The sequence below is a fragment of the Mycobacterium ostraviense genome (genome assembly GCF_002705925.1).
GTDB classification, from domain to species: Bacteria; Actinomycetota; Actinomycetes; order Mycobacteriales; family Mycobacteriaceae; genus Mycobacterium; species Mycobacterium ostraviense.
Genome location: NZ_NKRE01000001.1, coordinates 1,704,474 through 1,726,862 on the forward strand (window position 1 = coordinate 1,704,474; position 22,389 = coordinate 1,726,862).

The 22,389-nt window shown below is 67.8% G+C and carries 20 protein-coding genes and 1 pseudogene; 14 read left to right on the forward strand and 7 right to left on the reverse strand.

Features of this window, described 5'->3' with window-relative positions; genetic code table 11:
- Positions 1-98: 98 nt before the first annotated feature.
- The 8 genes and pseudogenes from CDN38_RS07715 (at position 99) to CDN38_RS07745 (ending at position 6,941) form a co-directional block, all read left to right on the forward strand.
- A complete protein-coding gene (locus tag CDN38_RS07715; protein ID WP_075512622.1) occupies positions 99-1,748 on the forward strand; it encodes an acyl-CoA carboxylase subunit beta in 1,650 nt (549 codons plus the stop codon).
- A 179-nt stretch (positions 1,749-1,927) separates the two neighbouring features.
- Positions 1,928-2,140 (forward strand): annotated as a pseudogene (locus CDN38_RS32910) (acyl-CoA carboxylase subunit epsilon); the annotation flags it as partial.
- On the forward strand, positions 2,137-2,778 hold the full coding sequence (locus CDN38_RS07725) for a Maf family protein (protein WP_075512620.1): 642 nt from the start codon (positions 2,137-2,139) through the stop codon (positions 2,776-2,778). The pseudogene CDN38_RS32910 and the gene CDN38_RS07725, both read left to right, overlap by 4 nt.
- A gap of 37 nt (positions 2,779-2,815) precedes the next feature.
- Entirely contained in the window at positions 2,816-2,983 is a 168-nt protein-coding gene (locus CDN38_RS29345) for a hypothetical protein (RefSeq protein ID WP_180276300.1), read from the forward strand.
- 113 nt (positions 2,984-3,096) lie between these two features.
- The gene (locus CDN38_RS07730) at positions 3,097-3,990 is read left to right on the forward strand and encodes a sulfurtransferase (protein WP_075512619.1); all 894 of its coding nucleotides are present in this window, start codon (positions 3,097-3,099) and stop codon (positions 3,988-3,990) included.
- Positions 3,987-4,406, forward strand: a complete 420-nt coding sequence (locus CDN38_RS07735; RefSeq protein WP_075512618.1) for a SufE family protein — start codon at positions 3,987-3,989, stop codon at positions 4,404-4,406. Before CDN38_RS07730 ends, CDN38_RS07735 begins: the two co-directional genes overlap by 4 nt.
- A gap of 103 nt (positions 4,407-4,509) precedes the next feature.
- A complete protein-coding gene (locus CDN38_RS07740; protein ID WP_099318881.1) occupies positions 4,510-6,303 on the forward strand; it encodes an acetyl-CoA carboxylase biotin carboxylase subunit in 1,794 nt (597 codons plus the stop codon).
- Positions 6,304-6,512: 209 nt separating this feature from the next.
- A complete protein-coding gene (locus CDN38_RS07745) occupies positions 6,513-6,941 on the forward strand; it encodes an STAS domain-containing protein (RefSeq protein WP_075512616.1) in 429 nt (142 codons plus the stop codon).
- Here the strand turns inward: CDN38_RS07745 and CDN38_RS07750 are convergent.
- The gene (locus CDN38_RS07750) at positions 6,912-7,700 is read right to left on the reverse strand and encodes an RNA polymerase sigma factor SigF (RefSeq protein ID WP_075512615.1); all 789 of its coding nucleotides are present in this window, start codon (positions 7,698-7,700) and stop codon (positions 6,912-6,914) included. The genes CDN38_RS07745 and CDN38_RS07750 overlap by 30 nt on opposite strands.
- Complete coding sequence (locus tag CDN38_RS07755; protein WP_075512614.1) at positions 7,697-8,134, reverse strand: anti-sigma factor; 438 nt, start codon at positions 8,132-8,134, stop codon at positions 7,697-7,699. The genes CDN38_RS07750 and CDN38_RS07755 overlap by 4 nt, the downstream gene beginning before the upstream one ends.
- A 173-nt stretch (positions 8,135-8,307) precedes the next feature.
- On the opposite strand from CDN38_RS07755, the gene CDN38_RS31720 reads away from it, so the two are divergent.
- Positions 8,308-8,442, forward strand: a complete 135-nt coding sequence (locus CDN38_RS31720) for a hypothetical protein (RefSeq protein WP_267888306.1) — start codon at positions 8,308-8,310, stop codon at positions 8,440-8,442.
- Between the two features lie 115 nt (positions 8,443-8,557).
- Here CDN38_RS31720 and usfY read toward each other — a convergent pair whose 3' ends face one another.
- From usfY to CDN38_RS07775, 4 genes are all read right to left on the reverse strand, one after another.
- On the reverse strand, positions 8,558-8,869 hold the full coding sequence (gene usfY / locus CDN38_RS07760) for a protein UsfY (RefSeq protein ID WP_075512613.1): 312 nt from the start codon (positions 8,867-8,869) through the stop codon (positions 8,558-8,560).
- A 58-nt stretch (positions 8,870-8,927) separates the two neighbouring features.
- A complete protein-coding gene (locus CDN38_RS07765; protein WP_075512612.1) occupies positions 8,928-9,323 on the reverse strand; it encodes a hypothetical protein in 396 nt (131 codons plus the stop codon).
- A gap of 104 nt (positions 9,324-9,427) precedes the next feature.
- On the reverse strand, positions 9,428-10,777 hold the full coding sequence (gene lat / locus CDN38_RS07770; protein WP_099318882.1) for an L-lysine 6-transaminase: 1,350 nt from the start codon (positions 10,775-10,777) through the stop codon (positions 9,428-9,430).
- A gap of 52 nt (positions 10,778-10,829) precedes the next feature.
- Positions 10,830-11,282, reverse strand: a complete 453-nt coding sequence (locus CDN38_RS07775) for an Lrp/AsnC family transcriptional regulator (RefSeq protein ID WP_075512610.1) — start codon at positions 11,280-11,282, stop codon at positions 10,830-10,832.
- Between the two features lie 30 nt (positions 11,283-11,312).
- Here CDN38_RS07775 and hglS point away from each other — a divergent pair, with 30 nt between their 5' ends.
- Genes hglS through nei2 form a run of 5 tightly spaced genes read left to right on the forward strand, consistent with a single transcriptional unit; the run spans position 11,313 to position 20,143 of the window.
- Positions 11,313-12,569 carry a 2-oxoadipate dioxygenase/decarboxylase gene (hglS, locus tag CDN38_RS07780; protein WP_075512609.1) on the forward strand — a complete coding sequence of 419 codons (1,257 nt, stop codon included), beginning with the start codon at positions 11,313-11,315 and terminating at the stop codon, positions 12,567-12,569.
- Positions 12,566-14,080: an L-piperidine-6-carboxylate dehydrogenase gene (gene amaB, locus CDN38_RS07785; protein ID WP_075512608.1), complete on the forward strand. Its 1,515-nt coding sequence runs from the start codon at positions 12,566-12,568 to the stop codon at positions 14,078-14,080. Before hglS ends, amaB begins: the two co-directional genes overlap by 4 nt.
- Positions 14,081-14,128: 48 nt before the next feature.
- Complete coding sequence (locus tag CDN38_RS07790) at positions 14,129-14,806, forward strand: TetR/AcrR family transcriptional regulator (protein ID WP_075512607.1); 678 nt, start codon at positions 14,129-14,131, stop codon at positions 14,804-14,806.
- A 30-nt stretch (positions 14,807-14,836) separates the two neighbouring features.
- The gene (locus tag CDN38_RS07795; protein WP_099318883.1) at positions 14,837-19,375 is read left to right on the forward strand and encodes an ATP-dependent helicase; all 4,539 of its coding nucleotides are present in this window, start codon (positions 14,837-14,839) and stop codon (positions 19,373-19,375) included.
- Positions 19,376-19,378: 3 nt separating this feature from the next.
- Positions 19,379-20,143: an endonuclease VIII Nei2 gene (gene nei2, locus CDN38_RS07800; RefSeq protein ID WP_075512605.1), complete on the forward strand. Its 765-nt coding sequence runs from the start codon at positions 19,379-19,381 to the stop codon at positions 20,141-20,143.
- A 162-nt stretch (positions 20,144-20,305) separates the two neighbouring features.
- On the opposite strand, the gene CDN38_RS32915 is transcribed toward nei2, so the two are convergent.
- Positions 20,306-22,282: a PE domain-containing protein gene (locus tag CDN38_RS32915; protein WP_075512604.1), complete on the reverse strand. Its 1,977-nt coding sequence runs from the start codon at positions 22,280-22,282 to the stop codon at positions 20,306-20,308.
- Between the last annotated feature and the right edge of the window lie 107 nt (positions 22,283-22,389).

Here is a 22,389-nt window from a genome sequence, read left to right on the forward strand (position 1 = left end):
ATTTGGGATGCCGAAGCGGGGAGCTCAACGGGCGTTCGGCGAGTTCGAACCGGGCGTCGGACCGGGCTAGGATCAGGCTGCCGATACCATCGACTCCCATGACGAGCGTTACCGACCACTCGGCTCATTCCGCAGAGCGGTCCACCGAGCACACCATCGACATCCACACCACCGCGGGCAAGCTCGCGGAGCTGCATAAGCGTCGCGCAGAGTCCCTGCATCCGGTCGGTGAGACGGCCATCGAGAAGGTCCATGCCAAGGGCAAGCTGACGGCCCGGGAGCGCATCTACGCACTGCTGGACGAAGACTCGTTCGTCGAGCTGGACGCGCTGGCACGACACCGCAGCACCAACTTCGGCCTGGAGAGCAACCGTCCGCTGGGCGACGGAGTGGTCACCGGCTACGGCACCATCGACGGCCGCGACGTGTGCATCTTCAGCCAGGACGCCACCGTGTTCGGCGGCAGCCTGGGCGAGGTGTACGGCGAGAAGATCGTCAAGGTGCAGGAATTGGCGGTCAAGACCGGCCGTCCGCTGATCGGCATCAACGACGGCGCCGGCGCGCGCATTCAGGAAGGCGTCGTCTCGCTTGGCCTGTACAGCCGGATTTTCCGCAACAACATCCTGGCCTCCGGCGTCATCCCGCAGATCTCGCTGATCATGGGCGCCGCCGCCGGCGGGCACGTCTACTCCCCCGCGCTGACCGACTTCGTGATCATGGTGGACCAGACCAGCCAGATGTTCATCACCGGACCCGACGTCATCAAGACCGTCACCGGCGAGGACGTCACCATGGAGGAACTCGGCGGTGGCCACACCCACATGGCCAAATCCGGCACCGCGCATTATGTCGCGTCCGGCGAACACGACGCGTTCGACTACGTTCGCGAGCTGCTGAGCTACCTGCCGCCCAACAACTTCACCGACCCGCCGCGCTACCAGACGGAGGCCCCGGCAGGGCCGGTAGAAGACAACCTGACCGACGAGGACCTCGAGCTGGACACGCTGATCCCCGACTCGCCGAACCAGCCCTACGACATGCACGAGGTCGTCACTCGCATCCTCGACGAGGACGAGTTCCTGGAGATACAGGCCGGCTACGCGCAGAACATCATCGTCGGGTTCGGGCGCATCGAGGGCCGGCCGGTGGGCATCGTCGCCAACCAGCCCACCCAGTTCGCCGGCTGCCTGGACATCAACGCCTCGGAGAAGGCGGCCCGGTTCGTGCGGACCTGCGACTGCTTCAACATCCCCATCGTGATGTTCGTCGACGTTCCTGGCTTCTTGCCCGGCACCGACCAGGAATACAACGGCATCATCCGCCGCGGCGCCAAGCTGCTCTACGCCTACGGCGAGGCCACCGTCCCGAAGATCACCGTCATCACCCGCAAGGCCTATGGCGGCGCGTACTGCGTGATGGGCTCCAAAGACATGGGCTGCGACGTCAACCTGGCCTGGCCGACCGCGCAGATCGCGGTGATGGGCGCTTCCGGCGCCGTCGGCTTCGTCTACCGCCAGCAGCTTGCCGAGGCCGCCAAGAATGGCGAGGACGTTGACGCGCTGCGGCTACAACTGCAGCAGGAATACGAGGACACGTTGGTCAACCCGTATATCGCCGCCGAGCGCGGGTACGTCGACGCGGTGATCCCGCCGTCGTACACCCGCGGCTACGTCGGTACGGCGCTGCGGCTGCTGGAACGCAAGATCGCGCAGCAGCCGCCGAAGAAGCACGGGAACATTCCCCTGTGAGTCGAGTGAGCGGAGCGAGCGCAGCGAGCGACGGGAACGAGACGAACAATCAAGCCACCGTGAGTCGAGTGAGCGAAGCGAGCGCGGCGAGCGAACGGGAACGAGACGAACAATCAAGCCACCGTGAGTCGAGTGAGCGGAGCGAGATGAGCGAGACCACTACCCCCGACCACGCGCCCCATCCGCACGAACCCCACATCGAGATCGTCAAAGGCCACCCCACCGATCAGGAGTTGGCGGCACTGGTCGCGGTGCTGGGCAGCGTCAGCGGCGCGCCGCCGGCGCCGGAAACCGAGCCCACCCGATGGGGCTTGCCGGTCGACAAACTGCGGTTCCCCGTCTTCAGCTGGCAACGCATCACGCTGCAGGAAATGGTGCACATGCGCCGATGACCCGGTTGGTGCTCGGGTCCGCATCCCCCGGCCGGCTCAAGGTGCTTCGCCAAGCCGGCGTCGAGCCGCTAGTCGCGGCCTCCGGTGTCGACGAGGACGCGATTTTCGCCGCGCTGGGCCAAGATGTCGCACCCGGCGACGCGGTGTGTGCACTGGCGCGAGCCAAAGCCGAGCAGGTCGCGGGGGCCGTGAACCGCTCGCTCGCCAGCGATTGCGTTGTCGTGGGCTGTGATTCGATGCTGCAGCTGGATGGCAAGTTATGCGGCAAGCCCCAATCTATCGCCAGCGCGCGCCAACAATGGCAGTCAATGGCGGGACGCGCCGGACAACTCTATACCGGCCACTGCGTTATCCGCCTGCAGGACAACAAAATTACTCACAATATCGGCGAAACAGCTATTACTACAGTGTATTTCGGAAGGCCATCGCCGGGTGATCTCGAATCGTACTTGGCCAGCGGTGAATCGTTTCGGGTCGCAGGCGGGTTCACCCTCGACGGATTAGGCGGCTGGTTCGTCGACAGGATCGACGGCGATCCGTCCAACGTGATCGGGCTGAGCCTGCCCCTGCTGCGATCACTCCTCCAACGGGTGGGGCTGTCGGTTGCCGCACTGTGGACGCACGACGCCGGCGACTGAACTGCGCGCCCACAGCGGTCCACCCCGGGCGCCCCTGGTGTTGTGGCATGACCAGGTGAAGCTGTGGGGTCTGGCCCACGTCGCCACTGACACCACGCTGCTTCGGCGTTTCGCCGAGACCCTGTTCGACCAGACCCCGGATTGGATGTGCGTGGGCAGCAATTCGACCTTTTCGGAGCCGACATCACCGGAGCATCGGCGGTAGCGGTCCGCGACGGGCATCTGGACATCACCGTCTGGAATCCGGGCCAGACCGAACGAGTGATTCACAAGCACTGAGCTACGGGCGGTTGCTGGGCCAGCGGTAGGCTCGATAACGTGCCCCTGCCCCCAGATCCGAGTCCAACCTTGTCGGCCTATGCCCACCCCGAACGGCTCGTGACCGCCGATTGGCTGTCCGCCCACCTGGGCGCGCCCGGCCTGGCGATCGTCGAATCCGACGAGGACGTCCTGCTTTACGACGTCGGCCATATTCCGGGTGCGGTCAAGGTCGATTGGCACACCGACCTCAACGATCCAACGGTGCGCGACTACATCGACGGCCAGCAGTTCGCCGCTTTGATGGACCGCAAGGGCATTGCCCGCGACGACACCGTGGTGATCTACGGCGACAAGAGCAATTGGTGGGCGGCCTATGCGCTGTGGGTGTTCACCCTGTTCGGCCACCCCGATGTGCGCCTGCTCAACGGCGGACGTGACCTCTGGCTCGCCGAGCGCCGGGACACCACCCTGGAGGTGCCGGACAGCACGTCGACCGGCTACCCCGTGGTGCAGCGCAACGACGGCCCTATCCGCGCGTTCAAAGACGAGGTACTGGACATCCTGGGCAACCAGCCGCTGATCGATGTACGCTCACCCGACGAGTACACCGGCAAGCGGACCCACATGCCCGAGTACCCCGAGGAAGGCGTGCTGCGCGGCGGCCACATCCCCACCGCCCGGTCGATTCCGTGGAGTAAGGCGGTCGACGAGAGCGGGCGGTTCCGCAGCCGCGAGGAACTGGAAGAGCTCTACGGCTTCTTGAGCCCGGACGACAAGACGGTCGTCTATTGCCGCATCGGCGAGCGGTCCAGTCACACCTGGTTCGTGCTAACCCACCTGCTGGGTAAACCCGGCGTCCGCAACTACGACGGGTCGTGGACCGAGTGGGGCAACACCGTGCGCGTGCCGATCGTCGCCGGGGAAGATCCGGGAGTCGTGCCGCAGCGATGAGTCTGCCCGCGCCGCTGGCCGAGGTGGTGTCCGACTTCGCCGAACTTCAGGGCCAGGACAAGCTGAAGCTGCTGCTGGAATTCGCCGACGAGCTTCCAGCGCTGCCTGCCGAGTTCGAAGAACAGGCGATGGAGCCGGTGCCCGAGTGCCAGTCCCCGCTGTTCCTGCACGTCGATGCCAGCGATCCGCAGCGGGTGCGCCTGCACTTCAGCGCGCCGGCCGAAGCGCCGACCACTCGCGGATTCGCCTCCATCCTGGCCGCCGGGCTGGACGGCCAGCCGGCGGCCGAGATCCTGGCGGTGCCCGAGGATTTCTACGCCGAGCTGGGTTTGGCCGCTCTGATCAGCCCGCTTCGACTGCGCGGCATGTCGGCGATGCTCGCCCGGATCAAGCGCCGACTGCGTGAAACGGTTTGAATCGGGGAACCGCGTGACCGGTCCCACGGCGCGGCGCATAAACTTCCCGGAATAAGACTTGTAAGAAAATCTCTTAAAGACGTTCGGCCCTACAGGAGGCGCAGTGGCAAGTCACGCCAGCTCCAGGATCACTAAAGTTCTGGTCGCCAACCGCGGCGAGATCGCAGTCCGGGTGATCCGGGCGGCCCGGGATGCGGGTCTGGCCAGCGTGGCCGTCTACGCCGAACCCGACGCGGACGCCCCGCACGTACGGCTGGCCGACGAGGCGTTCGCTCTGGGCGGTCAAACCTCGGCCGAGTCCTACCTGGACTTCGAAAAGCTGCTCGACGCGGCGGCCAAGTCCGGCGCCAATGCCATCCATCCCGGCTACGGCTTTCTGTCGGAAAACGCCAACTTCGCCCAGGCCGTGATCGACGCCGGGCTGATCTGGATCGGGCCCAGCCCGCAGTCGATCCGCGACCTCGGCGACAAGGTCACCGCCCGTCACATCGCGGCACGCGCGCAGGCGCCGCTGGTGCCCGGCACCCCCGACCCGGTCAAAGACGCCGACGAGGTGATCGCCTTCGCCAACGAATACGGCCTGCCGATTGCGATCAAGGCGGCGCACGGCGGCGGCGGCAAGGGCATGAAGGTGGCCCGCACCATCGACGAAATCCCCGAACTGTACGAGTCGGCCGTGCGGGAAGCCACCGCCGCGTTCGGCCGCGGCGAGTGCTTCGTCGAGCGTTACCTGGACAAACCGCGCCACGTCGAGGCCCAGGTGATCGCCGACCAGCACGGCAACGTTGTGGTCGCCGGAACCCGGGACTGCTCGCTGCAGCGCCGCTACCAGAAGCTGGTCGAGGAGGCGCCGGCGCCGTTCCTGACCGACTTCCAGCGCAAGGAAATCCACGACTCGGCCAAACGGATCTGCAAGGAGGCCCACTACCACGGCGCCGGAACCGTCGAATACCTGGTCGGCCAGGACGGCCTGATCTCCTTCCTGGAGGTCAACACCCGCCTTCAGGTCGAGCACCCGGTGACCGAGGAAACCGCCGGCATCGACCTGGTGTTGCAGCAGTTCAAGATCGCCAACGGCGAGACGCTCGACATCACCGAGGACCCCACCCCGCGCGGGCACGCCATCGAGTTCCGGATCAACGGCGAGGACGCCGGGCGGGGCTTCCTGCCCGCCCCCGGCCCGGTGACCAAGTTCCACCCGCCCGCGGGCCCGGGCGTCCGTATGGACTCCGGCGTCGAGACCGGCTCGGTGATCGGCGGCCAGTTCGACTCGATGCTGGCCAAGCTGATCGTGCACGGCGCCGACCGCGCCGAGGCGCTGGCCCGCGCCCGCCGCGCGCTGGCCGAATTCGAAGTCGAGGGTCTGGCCACGGTCATCCCCTTCCACCGGGCGGTGGTGTCCGACCCGGCGTTCATCGGCGACGAGCACGGCTTCTCGGTGCACACCCGCTGGATCGAGACCGAGTGGAACAACACCGTCGAACCCTTCACCGGCGGCGAGCCGAGCGACGAAGAGGACGCCCGGCCGCGGCAGAAGGTGGTCGTCGAGGTCGACGGCCGCCGGGTCGAGGTGTCACTGCCGGCCGACCTCGCACTGTCCGGCGGCGGCTGCGACCCGGTCGGCGTCATCCGGCGCAAGCCCAAGCCGCGCAAACGTGGCGCCCACAGCGGTGCGGCAGCCTCCGGCGACGCCGTGACCGCACCCATGCAGGGCACCGTGGTGAAGGTCGCGGTCGAAGAAGGTCAGGAAGTGGTGACGGGCGATCTGGTGGTGGTCCTGGAGGCGATGAAGATGGAGAACCCGGTCACCGCGCACAAAGACGGCGTCATCACCGGACTGGCGGTCGAAGCCGGGGCAGCCATCACCCAGGGCACGGTGCTCGCCGAGATCAAGTAGCCGCTTACCGCGCGAAACCCGGCCTGACCAGCGTTTATCTGAGTCGGATCGGAGAACGTTGTCGCCCCGGCACCCGCCCGGTAGCCTCGAAACAGGTTGAGTTCACAGCCGCCCGGAGCTACGTCCTGTCAGTGCGTCAGGGTCGCGAGGGAGGCAAACTCCCTGCGTAAAGCGACGCAGCGCACACTCGACGTGGTCGACACCAACGAATGTTCGATGGATGGAGTCCACGATTGTCTGTGATCCAATCCTGGCAGAAATGCGGAACCGCTGACTTCACTGCCAGCTATGGGCCGTCGGCCGGCGTGATCACCGTAGAAGGTGAGCTCGACGCCGCCAATGCCGATCAGCTGGCCGGATACGTCCAGCAGTGCGTGAGGTCTTGCCGGTGGCTGATCCTGGACCTACGGCGTCTGGAATTCATTGGCACTGCCGGGTTTTCCGCCCTTCACCGAATCAACGTGGTCTGCTCGGCGGCGGACACCCAGTGGGCGATGGTGCCGAGCCGGGCCGTGTCGCGGTTACTGGAGATTTGCGATCCCGACGGCGCGCTGCCGGTCATGGAGCCGGTGAACCCGGTAAACGGCGCCCCCGACGGCGACCTGCGCCTACTCGAGCTGGTCGCGGAGCCGCGCTAGCGACTTGGCCAGCAGCCGGGACACGTGCATCTGGGAGATGCCGACCCGCTCGGCGATCTGGGTCTGCGTCATCGACTCGAAAAACCTGAGGATCAACACCGTTCGCTCGCGCTCGGGTAGCGCCTCGAGCAGCGGGCGCAGCGCCTCGCGATCTTCGATCCGGTCCAGGCCGGCATCCATGTCGCCGAGGGTGTCCGCGATGGCACGGGCGTCGTCGTCTTCGTTACCACCACCGCTGTCGATGGACAGCGTGTTGTAAGAGCTGCCCGCCACCAGCCCCTCGACCACCTCGCCGCGGTCCATCCCGAGTTCGGCGGCGAGTTCAGTGGCGGTGGGCGCCCTGCCGAGCCGCTGCGACAACTCGGCGGTGGCGGTGCCCAACCGCAGGTGCAGTTCCTTCAGCCGGCGAGGAACCTTGACTGACCAACTGTTGTCCCGGAAGTGCCGCCGGACTTCCCCCATGATGGTGGGCACGGCGAACGAAACGAAATCCGACCCGGTCTCGACGTCGAAGCGGACTACCGCGTTGACCAGTCCGACCCGGGCGACCTGAATCAGGTCGTCGCGGGGTTCGCCGCGTCCCTCGAACCGCCGGGCGATGTGATCGGCCAGCGGCAGGCAGCGCTCCACGATCTTGTCGCGGTGGCGCTGGAAATCCGGTGAGGCGGGGTCAAAACCGGCCAACTCACGAAACATCTCCGGGACATCGGCGTATTCGTTCGGCCGTGAAGCAGAACCGCCGGCAGCACGCGGCGTCACCTGCCAGAGGCCGCCCGTCGGGCCGTCAACACAATGCCGAACACACTGCCGGCGGCGTCGGGCATGCGGCCGTCGTGGAAAGTCTGGACGTCGTCGGCCAGCGACGTCAGCACATGCCAGCTGAAGCTGCCCGGCGCCACGACGTCGTGGGTGTCGCACATCGCGGACGCCTCCACCACGAGTTCGTCGTCACGCGGGTCGACCACCAGCGTCAAGGTCGCGTTCGGTGTGGCGGAACGGATCAGCCGGGTACACACTTCGTCGACCGCCAGTCTCAGGTCGGCGACCGCATCGAAATCCAAGTCCTCGAAGGTGCCGATGGCGCCGACCAGGGTACGCAGGATCGCCAGATTCTCCAAGCGCGCAGCAACCTTCAGCTCGACGGCGCGGTCGCCGCGTTGGTGCCTGTTGGGACGCGCATCGGCATCGCTCATGTGGCCTCCCGGCAATTTTTGACCGACACTACTACTACTGATTTGGGTCCCGATTTGGCTGTCGATTTCGGTCCCTTTCCGATCGCCTCCCGGAGGCCCGTTTTGGGCCGCGCGTTCTAACCGGTTGGTCATGGTCGCCACCGGGTATTCAACCAGCCATGGACGAGGCGGACGTGACCGACACAATCCGGGCACGCCGGCTCCGGCGCATCGCGGTGATCGCCGGGATCACCTTGGTGGTTTTGATCGCGGTCGCTGCAGCAATCTATGTCGGTGCCTTCGTGATCCTGTCCCCGATGATGGGGTGACAGCGCCGACGCGGCAAGGCCAGTACTCGTCATTGTTCACACCTGATACCCCGTCGACGCCACCGGTAAAACAAAACCGTCGCCCGGTTTTGCGGTGAGATGCCAGCCGGCACTGCTAGCTGGCCAGCCGTTGGCGTGGTACCTCGGGGTGTTCGGCGTACCACCGCTCGGCGATCCTGCGTACCCGCCGGTGCTCGACGGCCAGCCACACCAGCCCGGCCACCGTGACGACGAGCGCCGCGACGCCGGCGACCATGCCTTCGACGTGATGGCCGGTGCCGAAGGCAGCAAGAGATCCGACACCACCGATCACCCCCGCCACCACCAACAGGTACCCAGGCCAGTGCAGCACGTCGATCAGTGACTCGCCGGCCAGCGGCCGCGTCGTATGCAGGTGGTCGACGGGGTCGCGGTAGGTGTCCCCCATGGCTCCTCCTCGTTCTCTCTCGTCAGCGACGGGACTCACGGGACAGGATGTGGAGGGATCACAACCAACCAACCGCCAGGGCCGGGCCGACGATGGGAGGCACCCCCATGGACACGGCCACCACCATCAGCGTCAACAAAAACCATCCGGCGCCGTGCCATCCCCACCAGGTACCGCGGGCACGCCACACCTGATAGGTGCGGATGAAGGCCCAGATTCCGCCGGCCAACAGAATCAGCGGGCCGCCGAAGGCCAGCAGGGTCCGCTCCGGCGCGCCGCAGGCCACCGTGTCCAGGCCCGCTTTGCCGCCGCACGTGCTGACCCACAAGGCCGCCATGATGACAAACCCGATACCGGCGCCCGCGGCCAGGACAGCGAACCGGATGGCGGCGCGAACCTCGGCGTCGTCCTGTCCTAATCGGTCACCGGGTGACCGTTCGCGCGTCTTCTGCATCCTGAAACCCCAATCCCGCGTTCGCGGAGTACAAGATCTTCATACCCCGCGGTCAGCCCAGGCAAACAGTGCGACCAGGTCCGACCAGGTCCGACTAGGTCCGACTAGGTCACAGCCGGCAACGCCTCACGTACACCGGCGATCGCGGCATCGATCTCGGAGCACGTGACGGTCAACGCCGGACGGAAACGCACCCCGTCGTCACCGGCCGGCAGCACGATCACCGCGCGTTGCCACAACCGGCGGATCACGTCGTCACGGTCCGCGGTGGTCGGCAGGCTGAAGGCACACATCAGCCCCCGGCCGCGCGGATCCAGAACCAGGCCCGGGAACTCCTGAGCAAGCTCGTCGAGCCGGGCGCGCAGGTGGCGGCCCTGCCGGGCCGCATGTTCGAAGAGCCCGTCGTTTTCGATCACCTCCAGGATGCGGCGGGCCCGCACCATATCGACCAGGTTTCCGCCCCACGTCGAGTTGAGCCGCGACTTGACCGCGAACACGTTGTCGGTGACCTCGTCGACGCGGCGGCCTGCCATCACCCCGCACACCTGCGTCTTCTTGCCGAAGGCCACGACATCGGGCGCCACGCCCAATTGCTGGTAAGCCCAAGGGGTTCCGGTTATCCCACAGCCGGTCTGCACCTCGTCGAAAATCAGCAGCGCATCGTGTTCGTCACACAACTGGCGCATCGCCGCGAAGAACTCGGCCCGGAAGTGGCGGTCGCCGCCTTCTCCCTGGATGGGCTCGGCGATGAAGCAGGCGATGTCATGGGGATGCGCCTCGAATGCCGCGCGGGCCTGCCGCAGCGACTCGGCCTCCAGCGCAGCCATGGCCGACTCGCTTGAACCCGGTCGGACATAGGGTGCGTCGATGCGCGGCCAATCGAATTTCGGGAAGCGGGCCACGGTGACGGGTTTGGTGTTGGTGAGCGACAGGGTGTAGCCGCTGCGGCCGTGGAATGCCCCGCTCAGGTGCAGTACCCGGGTGCCGAGCGCCGGATCGACGCCGCGCGCCTGGTTGTGGCGGCTCTTCCAGTCGAATGCGACCTTGAGGGCGTTCTCCACCGCCACAGCGCCGCCTTCGACGAAGAACAGATGCGGCAGCGCCGGGTCGCCCAACACCCTGACGAAGGTCTCGACGAAGCGAGCCATGGCTACCGAATGCACATCGGAGTTGCTGGGTTTGTTCAACGCGGCCTCGGTGAGCTCGACGCGGAATTCTTCGTCACCGGCCAGCGCCGGATGGTTCATGCCCAGCGCCGACGAGGCGACGAAGGTGAACATGTCGAGGTAGCGCCGGCCGGTTCGGGCGTCGACCAGATAGCTGCCGGCCGACCGGGACAGATCGAGCACCAGGTCGAGGCCGTCGACCAGAATGCTGCGGCCCAGCACCTCGTGGACCTGGTCTGGCGTGACCGGCCGGCGGATGTGCGCAGAAAATCTCACGGCGGCAGTCATATCACCATGCTAGCCGTGGTTTTACGGAGTCAGATGATATCTACCGGAAAGATTATGGTATGAACTGCCGGTCGCTGTAAAAAGTATTCAGGATGATGGTGCTTCGAGTACGCACGTTGGCGGCTGTCCGGATTCGCTGCAGCAGGTCCTCCAGCGCCCGTGCGGACTCGACGCGCACCAGCAGGACGTAACTCTCCTCGCCGGCCACGGAGTGACACGCTTCGATTTCGTCGATGTGTTCCAGCCGGGCGGGCGCATCATCGGGTTGGGATGGGTCCAAAGGAGTGATGGCCACGAACGCTGACAGCAGGTGCCCGACGGCCTCCGGATTGACCCGCGCGGAATACCCGGTCACCACGCCGCGCGACTCCAGCCTGCGTACCCGCGCCTGGACCGCCGAGACCGACAGGCCGGCCCTGGCGGCCAGCTCCGAGAGGGTGGCCCGCCCGTCGGCGACCAGCTCGCGCACCAGGATCCGGTCGATGTCGTCGAGCCCGTCAGCCATGGCCGGAGACTATCGCAGCGGCGGCACCCGATGAGCCCGGTCAAGAGGCTGGCCAGCTGGCAACTGCGGGAGCGCTTCGCCGCCGGGCTGTCCGCCAGGTATGCCGCTGAAGTGCCCGCCTACTCCACGCTGGTGACGGTGAGCACGCAGGTCAACGCCGACTATGCGGCGCGCCATGGCGATGCGGACCGGTTGGGCTCGCTGGGGCGGGTTACCGCCGAACGCCATGGCGCCATCCGGGTGGGCACCCCGGCCGAGCTTGCTGCCGTCGCCGACCTGTTCGCCGCGTTCGGCATGGAACCGGTCGGCTACTACGACCTGCGCTCGGCGCGGTCGCCGATTCCCGTGGTGTCCACCGCGTTTCGCCCGATCGAGTCAAAAGAACTGGCGCGCAACCCGTTTCGGGTGTTCACATCGATGCTGGCCACCGGAGACAGCCGGTTCTTCGAGGCCGGGCTGCGCGACCGCGTGCAGACCTTTCTGGCGCGGCGGCAGTTGTTCGATCCCGCGCTGCTGGCCCGGGCGCGGGTGATCGCGGCCGACGGCGGGTGCGACGCAGACGATGCACAGTCTTTCGTCGCCGCGGCGGTGGCCGCATTCGCGCTGTCGCGCGAACCGATCGACAAGTCCTGGTACGACGAGCTGTCCCGGGTGTCGGCGGTGGCCGCCGACATCGCCGGGGGCGGCGGCACCCACATCAATCACCTGACGCCGCGGGTGCTCGACATCGACGAGCTGTACCGCCGGATGAGCGGGCGCGGGATCGCCATGATCGACACCATTCAGGGCCCGCCGCGCACCGCGGGACCCGCCGTGCTGTTGCGGCAGACCTCTTTTCGCGCGCTGGCCGAACCGCGGTTGTTTCGCGGTGCCGACGGCCGCATCACCGAGGGCAGCCTGCGGGTGCGCTTCGGTGAAGTCGAGGCGCGCGGTGTCGCCCTCACCCCACTCGGGCGTCAGCGCTACGACACCGCGATGGCGCATGCCGACCCGGCCGCCGTGTGGGGCGACTACTTCCCGGCCACGGATGCGGAGCTGGCCGCGCAGGGCCTGGCCTACTACCGCGGCGGCGACTCGTCGGCGCCCATCGTCTACGAGGACTTCCTGCCAGCCTCGGCGGCCGGGATCTTCCGTTCCAATCTGGACAGCGACGGCAGCGATACCCGTGCCGCCGACGCGGTCGACAATTGCGGCCACGACGCGCAGTGGTTGGCCCGGGCGATCGGACGCGATATCCACGACCCCTACGCACTGTATGAAGCACAGGCCAAGGAGGCCGACGCATGACCAGCACCAGCGAGCTACGTGACCGGGTCCTGGGGGTTTTCGACGCGATCGGGGTGACCGCCGGCCTGGGCGAGCCGGGCGGGCACGGGATGCCGGTCAGCACCCCGATCACCGGCGAGTCGTTGTTCACCCTCGGCTACACCACGCCCGAGCAGGCCGATCGCACGATCGCCGAGGCGGTGCGGGCGTTCTCGACCTGGCGCGGCACGCCCGCACCGGTGCGCGGCGCGCTGGTGGCCCGGCTCGGGGAGTTGCTCACCACGCACCGACACGACCTGGCCACGCTGGTGACGGTCGAAGTCGGCAAGATCACCGCCGAGGCGCTGGGCGAAGTCCAGGAAATGATCGACATCTGCCAGTTCGCGGTCGGTCTGTCGCGCCAGCTCTACGGGCGCACCATCGCCTCGGAGCGCCCGGGGCACCGGCTGATGGAGACCTGGCATCCGCTCGGCGTGGTCGGGGTGATCACCGCGTTCAACTTCCCGGTCGCGGTGTGGGCGTGGAACACCGCGGTGGCGCTGGTGTGCGGGGACACCGTGGTGTGGAAACCCTCGGAGCTGACACCCCTGACGGCGATGGCCTGTCAGGCATTGCTGACCCGGGCGGCCGCCGACGTCGGTGCCCCGGCCTCGGTGAGCGGCCTGCTGTTGGGCGAGGCGGATCTGGGAGCGCTGCTCGTCGACGACCCGCGGGTGGCGCTGGTGTCGGCGACCGGTTCGGTGCGGATGGGCCGTCAGGTCGGTCCGCGTGTCGCCGCCCGGTTCGGCCGGGTGCTGCTGGAGCTGGGCGGCAACAACGCGGCCGTCGTGACGCCGTCGGCCGATCTGGAGCTGGCGGTGCGGGGCATCGTGTTCGCCGCCGCCGGCACCGCCGGACAGCGCTGCACCAGTCTGCGTCGGCTGATCGTGCACCGCTCGATAGCCGACGACGTGGTGGCGCGTGTTGCCGCGGCCTTCCGGACGCTGCCCATCGGTGACCCGTCGGTACCGGGCACCCTGGTCGGCCCGCTCATCCACGAGACCGCCTACCGCGACATGGTGGGAGCGCTCGAACAGGCCCGCGCCGATGGCGGCGAGGTCATCGGCGGCGCGCGCCACCAGGACGAGCACCCGAGCGCGTACTACGTTGCGCCGGCCGTGGTCCGGATGCCGTCGCAGACGGCCATCGTGGCGACCGAGACCTTCGCGCCCATCCTCTACGTGCTGGTTTATGACGAGCTCGACGACGCTATCGCGCTCAATAATGCTGTGCCGCAAGGGCTGTCGTCGGCAATCTTCACCAATGACCTGCGCGAGGCGCAGCACTTCCTCGACGAATCCGACTGTGGAATCGCCAACGTGAACATCGGTACCTCGGGTGCGGAGATCGGCGGCGCGTTCGGCGGCGAGAAGGAAACCGGGGGCGGGCGCGAGTCCGGTTCGGACGCCTGGAAGGCCTACATGCGCCGCGCCACCAACACGATCAACTACTCCCGCGAGCTGCCGCTGGCCCAGGGTGTGCGGTTCGGCTGAGAATCAGGTCTAGCGGAGCTGGTAGTCGACATGAGTAATATCGTCCCCATGGCGACAGCCAGGAGGCGGTTATCCCCTGAGGACCGACGCGCCGAACTGCTGGCCCTGGGGGCGGAAGTTTTCGGGAAGCGACCTTACGACGAGGTCCGCATCGATGAGATCGCGGAGCGCGCCGGGGTGTCGCGTGCGCTGATGTATCACTACTTTCCCGACAAGCGGGCGTTCTTCGCCGCCGTCGTCAAGGACGAGGCAGACCGGCTGTACGCGGCCACCAACAAGCCGCCGGCCCCGGGCCTGACGATGTTCGAAGAGATCCGCACCGGCGTGCTGGCCTATATGGCCTATCACCAGCAGAACCCGGAAGCGGCCTGGGCGGCCTACGTCGGCCTCGGCCGGTCGGACCCGGTGCTGCTGGGCATCGACGACGAAGCCAAGAACCGCCAGATGGAACACGTCATGACCCGCATCGGCGAGGTCGTCAGCGGCATCCCGGGCAGCAGCGCACTGGAGCCGGAGGTCGAGCGCGACCTGCGGGTGATCATCTTCGGCTGGATCGCGTTCACCTTCGAAATCTGCCGTCAGCGGATCATGGACCCCACCACCGACGCCGAACGCCTTGCCGACGCCTGTGCACACACCCTGCTGGACGCGATAGCCCGGGTGCCACAGATTCCGGAGGAACTGGCCCATGCGATGGCGACGGCACGCGACTTGCCGCAACGGTGAGTTGTCGGTACGCGTTGGCACGATGGTCAGGTGAGCTTTGACCCGCTAGGCCGATTCAGCGCGATCACCCGCGACTGGTTCGCCAGCACTTTCGCCGCGCCCACCGCCGCACAGGCCAGTGCCTGGGCCGCCATCGCCGCCGGTGACGACACCGTGGTCATTGCCCCGACGGGCTCCGGCAAGACATTGGCCGCCTTCCTGTGGGCGCTCGACAGCCTGGCCGCCGCGCCGGATCGGCAGGCCGGAACCCGCGTCCTCTACGTCTCGCCGCTCAAGGCGCTCGGAGTCGACGTCGAGCGCAACCTGCGCACCCCGCTGGCGGGGCTAACCCGGCTGGCGGAGCGCCGGGGTCTACCCGCGCCCGACATCAGCGTCGGGGTCCGCTCCGGCGACACCCCGCCCGCGGCACGCCGCCAGCTCATCGCGCGGCCCCCCGACGTGCTGATCACCACGCCCGAGTCGCTGTTCTTGATGTTGACCTCGGCCGCCCGTGAAACGCTGGCCAACGTCGAGACCGTCATCGTCGACGAGATCCACGCCATCGCGGCCACCAAGCGGGGCGCTCATCTGGCGCTGTCGCTGGAGCGCCTCGACGACTTGGCGCCGGGGCCGGCTGGAAGGCGCCGCGCACAGCGCATCGGCCTGTCGGCGACCGTGCGTCCGCCCGAGGAACTCGCCCGGTTCTTGTCCGGACAGTCGCCGACCACCATCGTCGCTCCCCCCGCGGCCAAGACACTGGAGCTGTCGGTGCAGGTGCCGGTGCCCGACATGGCCAACCTAGCGAACAACTCGATCTGGCCCGATGTCGAGGCCCGGCTGGTCGACCTGATCGAAGCGCACAATTCGACCATCGTGTTCGCCAACTCGCGGCGGCTGGCCGAACGACTCACCGCCCGGCTCAACGAAATTCACGCCGAACGCTGCGGCGTGGAACTCACCGCCGCGCCTGATCAGAAGACCAACCCGCAGGTGGCCGGCGGCGCGCCCGCCCACATCATGGCAAGCGGCCAGAGTTTCGGCGCCCCGCTGGTGTTGGCGCGCGCCCATCACGGATCGGTCAGCAAGGAGCAGCGCGCCCTGGTCGAGGAGGACCTCAAACGCGGGCTGCTCAAGGCGGTGGTGGCGACGTCGAGCCTGGAGCTGGGCATCGACATGGGTGCGGTGGATCTGGTGATCCAGGTGGAGGCGCCGCCGTCGGTGGCCAGCGGCCTGCAACGCATCGGGCGGGCCGGCCATCAGGTCGGTGAGATCTCGCGGGGAGTGCTGTTTCCCAAGCACCGCACCGACCTGCTCGGCTGTGCGGTGAGCGTGCAACGCATGCTGGCCAGCCAGATCGAGACCATGCGAGTGCCGGCCAATCCGCTGGACATCCTGGCCCAGCACACCGTGGCGGCGGCCGCGCTGGAACCGCTCAACGCCGACCGCTGGTTCGACACCGTGCGCCGCAGCGCCCCGTTCGCGACCCTGCCGCGCAGCGCGTTCGAGGCCACCCTGGATCTGCTGTCCGGCAAGTACCCGTCCACCGAGTTCGCCGAGCTGCGGCCACGGTTGGTCTACGACCGCGATACCGGCACGCTGACCGCGCGTCCGGGAGCACAGCGGCTCGCCGTCACCTCCGGCGGCGCCATCCCCGACCGCGGGCTGTTCACCGTGTGGCTGGCCACCGAAAAGCCTTCGCGGGTAGGCGAACTCGACGAAGAAATGGTTTACGAGTCGCGCCCCGGCGACGTGATCTCGCTGGGGGCCAGTAGCTGGCGGATCACCGAGATCACCCACGATCGGGTGCTGGTGATCCCCGCGCCGGGCCAGCCGGCCCGGTTACCGTTCTGGCGTGGCGACGACGTCGGCCGCTCGGCCGAGCTGGGCGCCGCGCTGGGCAAGCTGACCGGCCAGCTGGCCCGCCTGGACCGCGAGGCGTTCGGCAAGCGTTGTGCCGCTTTGGGTTTCGACGACTACGCCACCGACAACCTGTGGGGCCTGCTGGATGAGCAGCGGGCCGCCACCCGGGTGGTGCCCACCGATACCACCCTGCTGGTCGAGCGGTTCCGCGACGAGCTGGGTGATTGGCGGGTGGTCCTGCACTCCCCGTACGGGCTGCGGGTGCACGGGCCGCTGGCGCTGGCGGTGGGCCGGCGGCTGCGGGAGCGCTACGGCATCGACGAGAAGCCCACCGCCTCCGACGACGGCATCGTGGTACGGCTGCCCGATTCTGGGGATGTCCCGCCGGGGGCCGAACTTTTCGTCTTCGACGCCGAGGAGATCGACGCCCTCGTCACCGCCGAGGTGGGCGAGTCGGCACTGTTCGCCTCCCGGTTCCGGGAGTCGGCGGCGCGGGCTTTGCTGCTGCCCCGCCGCCACCCCGGCCGCCGGTCACCGTTATGGCACCAGCGGCAGCGCGCCGCCCAGTTGCTGGAGGTGGCCCGCAAATATCCCGACTTCCCGATCGTGCTGGAAACCGTCCGCGAGTGCCTGCAAGACGTCTACGACGTCCCGACCTTGACCCGCTTGATGGCCGATATCGCCCAGCGCCGGGTGCGGATAGCCGAGGCCGACACCGCCGCACCCTCCCCGTTCGCCGCCTCACTGCTGTTCGGTTACGTCGGTGCGTTCATCTACGAGGGCGATGTCCCGCTGGCCGAGCGCCGCGCCGCGGCGTTGTCGCTGGACAGCACGCTGCTGGCCGAGTTGCTGGGCCGCGTCGAGTTGCGTGAGCTGCTAGACCCGCAGGTCATCGCCGCGACCGGTCGCCAGTTGCAGCACCTGACGGCCGACCGGGCGGCGCGCGACGCCGAAGGCGTGGCGGACCTGCTGCGGCTGCTGGGTCCGCTCACCGAGGAGGAGATAGCTGCACGGGCAGCTGCGCCCGATGTCGGGGGCTGGCTGGAGGGGTTGCGCGCGGCCCGGCGCGCACTGACGGTGTCTTTCGCCGGCCGCAATTGGTGGGTGGCCGTCGAAGACATCGGCCGGCTGCGCGACGGCGTCGGCGCGGCGGTTCCGGTGGGACTGCCGGCGACGTTCACCGAAGAAGTCGCCGACCCGCTGGGCGAGCTGCTGGGCCGCTACGCGCGCACCCACACGCCGTTCACCACCGCCGAGGCCGCGGGCCGGTTCGGCCTGGGTCTGCGGGTGACTGCCGATGTGTTGGGCCGGCTGGCCGGTGACGGCCGGCTGGTACGCGGTGACTTCGTCGCCACCGCAAGCTCCGGCGCCGGGTCCGAGCAATGGTGCGACGTCGAGGTGCTGCGCATTCTGCGGCGCCGGTCGCTGGCCGCGCTGCGGGCCCAGGTCGAGCCGGTCAGCACCGCGGCCTACGGCCGCTTCCTGCCGGAGTGGCACCAAGTGGGCGCCACCGACGCGGGCGGCGTCGACCGGCTGGCGGCGGTGATCGATCAGCTTGCCGGCGTGCGGATTCCGGCTTCGGCGCTGGAGCCACTGGTGCTGACCCCGCGAGTCCGCGACTACTCCCCGGCGATGCTCGACGAGCTGCTCGCCAGCGGCGAGGTCACCTGGTCGGGCGCCGGGTCGATCTCGGCCAGCGACGGCTGGATCAGCCTGCACCTCGCCGATTCCGCGCCCTTGACGCTGGCCACACCCGCTGAGGTCGAGTTCACCGACGCCCATCGGGCAATCCTGGACACGCTGGCCGGCGGCGGCGCGTACTTCTTCCGCCAGTTCACCGGCAAGGGGGATGCCGAGGCCGGCCTCAAAGCCGCCCTCTGGGAACTGATCTGGGCCGGCTGGGTCACCGGCGACACGTTCGCGCCGGTGCGCGCGATCCTCGGCGGCGGCCCGGGTGCCCGCAACCGGTCAAGCCCTGCGCACCGCGGACACCGCCCGCCGCGGCTGAGCCGATACAGCGTCGCGCATGCCCAGGCGCGTGCCGCCGACCCCACGGTGGCGGGGCGATGGTCGGTGCTGCCGCCTCCCGAGCCGGACTCCACGCTGCGGGCCCACTATCACGCCGAGCTGCTGTTGAGCCGCCACGGCGTGCTGACCAAGGGCGCGGCGGCCGCCGAAGGTGAGCCGGGCGGGTTCGCCACCCTGTACAAAGTGTTGAGCGCGTTCGAGGAGGCCGGCCGCTGCCAGCGCGGCTACTTCGTCGAATCGTTGGGCGGCGCCCAGTTTGCCGTCGCGTCCACCGTGGACAGGCTACGCAGCTACCTCGACGAGATCGACCCGCAGCGACCGGAATGCCGGGCCGTCGCACTGGCCGCCACCGACCCGGCCAATCCCTACGGAGCCGCACTGCCGTGGCCTATCGCCGAACGTGCCGCCGGGGCCCGGCCGGGCCGCAAGGCCGGGGCGCTGGTCGTGCTGGTCGACGGCGAGCTGGCCTGGTTCCTCGAGCGCGGCGGCCGAACGCTGCTGACCTTCACCGACGACGCGGGCGCCAGCCACGCCGCGGCCGCCGCGTTGGCCGATCTGGTGGCCGCCCGGCGGGTCGCCTCGATTCTGGTGGAGCGGGTCGACGGGGTACCGGTGCTGCAACCCGGCGGGCCGACCTCGGTGACCGGTGCTCTGGTCGAGGCCGGGTTCGTCCGGACGCCACGCGGTTTGCGGCTGCGGTGAACCATGCCTGAGGGTGACACGGTCTGGCATACCGCGACCATACTGCGGCAACAGCTGGCCGGCCGGACGCTGACCCGCTGCGATATCCGGGTGCCGCGGTTTGCCAGCGTCGACCTCAGCGGGCACATGGTCGACGAGGTGCTCAGTCGGGGTAAGCATCTGTTCATCAGAGTCGGCGGGGTCAGCATTCACTCCCACTTGAAGATGGACGGCAGCTGGCGAGTTGCCGAGCGCCCGGTGCGGGTGGATCATCGGGCGCGAATCATTCTGGAGGCCGGCAACATTCGGGCGGTCGGTGTCGACCTGGGCATGCTGGAGCTGCTGGACCGTGACAATGACGGCGCCGTCGTCGCGCATCTGGGACCCGACCTTTTGGGCGAGGATTGGGATGCTGCGGTTGCCGCCGCCAACCTGGCCGCCGACCCGGACCGGCCTATCGCCGAGGCGCTGCTGGATCAGCGTGTCCTGGCCGGGATCGGCAATGTCTATTGCAACGAGCTGTGTTTCGTCAGCGGACATCTGCCGACGGCGCCGGTCAGCGCCATCAACGATCCGCAGCGCCTCGCCACCCGTGCGCGAGAGATGCTGTGGGCCAACCGTTTTCGCTGGAGTCGCTGCACCACCGGCGACACCCGGGCCGGTCGGCGGCTGTGGGTCTACGGACGAGCCGGCGAACCGTGCCGGCGCTGCGGAACTTGTATCGAATATCTCCACGCCGGTGGCAGCACCGAGCGGGTCCGGTTCTGGTGCCCGGCCTGCCAGCACTGACCTCATCCCGGCCGTACCAAAAGAACTGCGCAATGGCTTGCGACCCGTCGAAAACGCGCGTGGCGGCCGCGACGATCGCCTGGCAGATAGTGCGTGCCGCCCGGGGTAGATCATCGCGACCAGCAGCCACCTCGGGCAGGCCCAGCGGCGCCTGCCTGCGGCCTAGGGGTAGAAGGGGTTGAGAACCGGCGGGATGATGTCGTTGCCGGTCACGCCGGTGAGCCGGACCCAGATCTGTGCGGGGATGTTGAGCGACTGGTAGAAGGCGGCGCCGAGCCATGAGACCGGTAGCTGTAAGAAGCTGGGCACCGCATCGACAATGTTTTGTATCGGGGAGTAGACGAGGTAGGGAATCGTGGCCACGACCGTGCGCGACCCCAGACTGACGTTGGTCGCGATATCGGGATAGCCCTGTCCGGCGAAATCGGCGCTGAGCACACTGAACAAGTTGGGGCCGGGATTGACGTAAGTGCCGTCGAAGACGGCGGACGTCAGCGGCGCACCCTGCATATACGGCAGCGGCGGAATGCCGAACTGATCCATGATCGTCGGCGTCGTGCTGACGATTTGCCATGAGTTGTTGATATACCCGTCGATCCCGTCATTGAAGGCCTGATCGAAGATGAGGAATGTCGCCGTCTCACGGGGTGATTGGAAGCCATGAGTGAGGCTGAAGTTTTGGGGTCCGCTTTCACCATGGTCGGTGACCACGAGCGTGGAGAACTGCTCGGTGGGGTTTGCGACCTCCCAGTCGGCTACCGCTCCCAACAGGCCTGAACCGCCCATACTCGTAGGAAGTTGCCGACCAAGGTTGTAATCCATGTTCCGAATGGCCTCTTGGTACTGCGGCGAATCACCGCCATACAAGTGCGCGTTTTCATCGACACCTACGAAGTAGGAGAAGATGAGATTGCCCTTGTTTGGATCGGCGGCCAGAATCGCCGCCTGGGACTTCTGGCCGACCAGGTTCTGCGTCGCTATCCAGTTCGTGTCGCCCGGGATCTGCGGGACGAATTCGATCTTGTCGGCCGGGTACGATCCGGCGCCGGCGATGTCGGTGATGACAGGCCAGTTGGCTATGACCGTGGTGTTGACCTGATCGCCCCAGGTGCCCTCGAGTTGGTTGTACATGGTAGACCAGGTGTCGTACGTCCAAGGGGTAAAGACATTGTTGGTCACGCCGGCCGTCTCGCTCCAGACACCGGTCTGGATGGTCGTCCACGAGGGGTTGGAGACGCTGGTGTGCCCGACGATCGTCGACGCGGAGGTGACGCTATCCAGCATCAGCGCGTGGAAGTTCGGGGTGCCCAGGGGGTCGGCCAGGATTGCGGCCAGATTCGTGCCGTCCGTGCCGATCAACAGGAAATTCGCATCTGGTGCCATCGAAAGCAGAGCAAAGGCCTGTTGTTGAGACACCGTCAGCACCGCCGGATGCTCCCCGACGCTGCCGGTGGCTCCCGGGGCGCCAAACAGGGACAATGCTCTTCCGCCCAACCCACCGGTCCCGGCTGCGATGGATCCTATGCCGAGCCCGCCGGTGCCGCCGGCCCCGCCGTTGCCCACCAGCCAGCCGCCCGTGCCGCCGGTTCCGCCGGCCCCGCCTCCGATACCGCCGGTGCCGCCGACGCCACCGTTACCGACCAACCCGGCACTGCCGCCGGTCCCTCCCCGCTGACCCACCGGACCCGACCCACCCGCGCCGCCGTTGCCCCACAGAATCCCGCCGGCCCCACCGGGTTGCCCGGTTCCGGGCATGGCGTCAACCCCGTTGCCGATCAACGGACGCCCCAACAGGAAATTCGTGGGCGCATTGATCGCACCGAAGATGTCGTTAACGAGGGTCTGCAGCGGGTTGACATTGGCCGCCTCCGCGGCCGCATATGCCCCGCTGGCGGCACTCAATGCCTGCACAAATTGCTCATGAAACGCCACCGCCTGCGCACTGAGCGCCTGGTATTCCTGGGCGTGGCCGGAGAACAGCGAGGCGATCGCCGCCGATACTTCGTCAGCTGCAGCGGCCATCAGCGTGCTGGTCGGTGCCAACGCCGCCAGGTTCGCGGCCCGCACCGAGGAGGCGATGCCCGCCGCATCTACGGCTGCTGTGGTCAACATGTCCGGTGTGGCGATGAGATACGACATTGTGGCCCTCCAACCCGGCAACTTGTTGACCATCGAAAGATGTGATCCTGCCCATAATTGCACGATTCCGGCGCTTTTCCGAGTACTATGCCGCGGCGCCTGGCGTG

Excerpts from the sequence above, each read along its gene's own strand:
- CDN38_RS07715 (WP_075512622.1), top strand. The coding sequence starts at position 99 with ATGACGAGCGTTACCGACCACTCGGCTCATTCCGCAGAGCGGTCCACC.
- CDN38_RS07725 (WP_075512620.1), top strand. The coding sequence starts at position 2,137 with ATGACCCGGTTGGTGCTCGGGTCCGCATCCCCCGGCCGGCTCAAGGTG.
- CDN38_RS07735 (WP_075512618.1), top strand. The coding sequence starts at position 3,987 with ATGAGTCTGCCCGCGCCGCTGGCCGAGGTGGTGTCCGACTTCGCCGAA.
- CDN38_RS07745 (WP_075512616.1), top strand. The coding sequence starts at position 6,513 with ATGTTCGATGGATGGAGTCCACGATTGTCTGTGATCCAATCCTGGCAG.
- CDN38_RS07755 (WP_075512614.1), bottom strand. The coding sequence starts at position 8,134 with ATGAGCGATGCCGATGCGCGTCCCAACAGGCACCAACGCGGCGACCGC.
- usfY (WP_075512613.1), bottom strand. The coding sequence starts at position 8,869 with ATGGGGGACACCTACCGCGACCCCGTCGACCACCTGCATACGACGCGG.
- CDN38_RS07765 (WP_075512612.1), bottom strand. The coding sequence starts at position 9,323 with ATGCAGAAGACGCGCGAACGGTCACCCGGTGACCGATTAGGACAGGAC.
- lat (WP_099318882.1), bottom strand. The coding sequence starts at position 10,777 with ATGACTGCCGCCGTGAGATTTTCTGCGCACATCCGCCGGCCGGTCACG.
- CDN38_RS07775 (WP_075512610.1), bottom strand. The coding sequence starts at position 11,282 with ATGGCTGACGGGCTCGACGACATCGACCGGATCCTGGTGCGCGAGCTG.
- hglS (WP_075512609.1), top strand. The coding sequence starts at position 11,313 with ATGAGCCCGGTCAAGAGGCTGGCCAGCTGGCAACTGCGGGAGCGCTTC.
- amaB (WP_075512608.1), top strand. The coding sequence starts at position 12,566 with ATGACCAGCACCAGCGAGCTACGTGACCGGGTCCTGGGGGTTTTCGAC.
- CDN38_RS07790 (WP_075512607.1), top strand. The coding sequence starts at position 14,129 with ATGGCGACAGCCAGGAGGCGGTTATCCCCTGAGGACCGACGCGCCGAA.
- nei2 (WP_075512605.1), top strand. The coding sequence starts at position 19,379 with ATGCCTGAGGGTGACACGGTCTGGCATACCGCGACCATACTGCGGCAA.
- CDN38_RS32915 (WP_075512604.1), bottom strand. The coding sequence starts at position 22,282 with ATGTCGTATCTCATCGCCACACCGGACATGTTGACCACAGCAGCCGTA.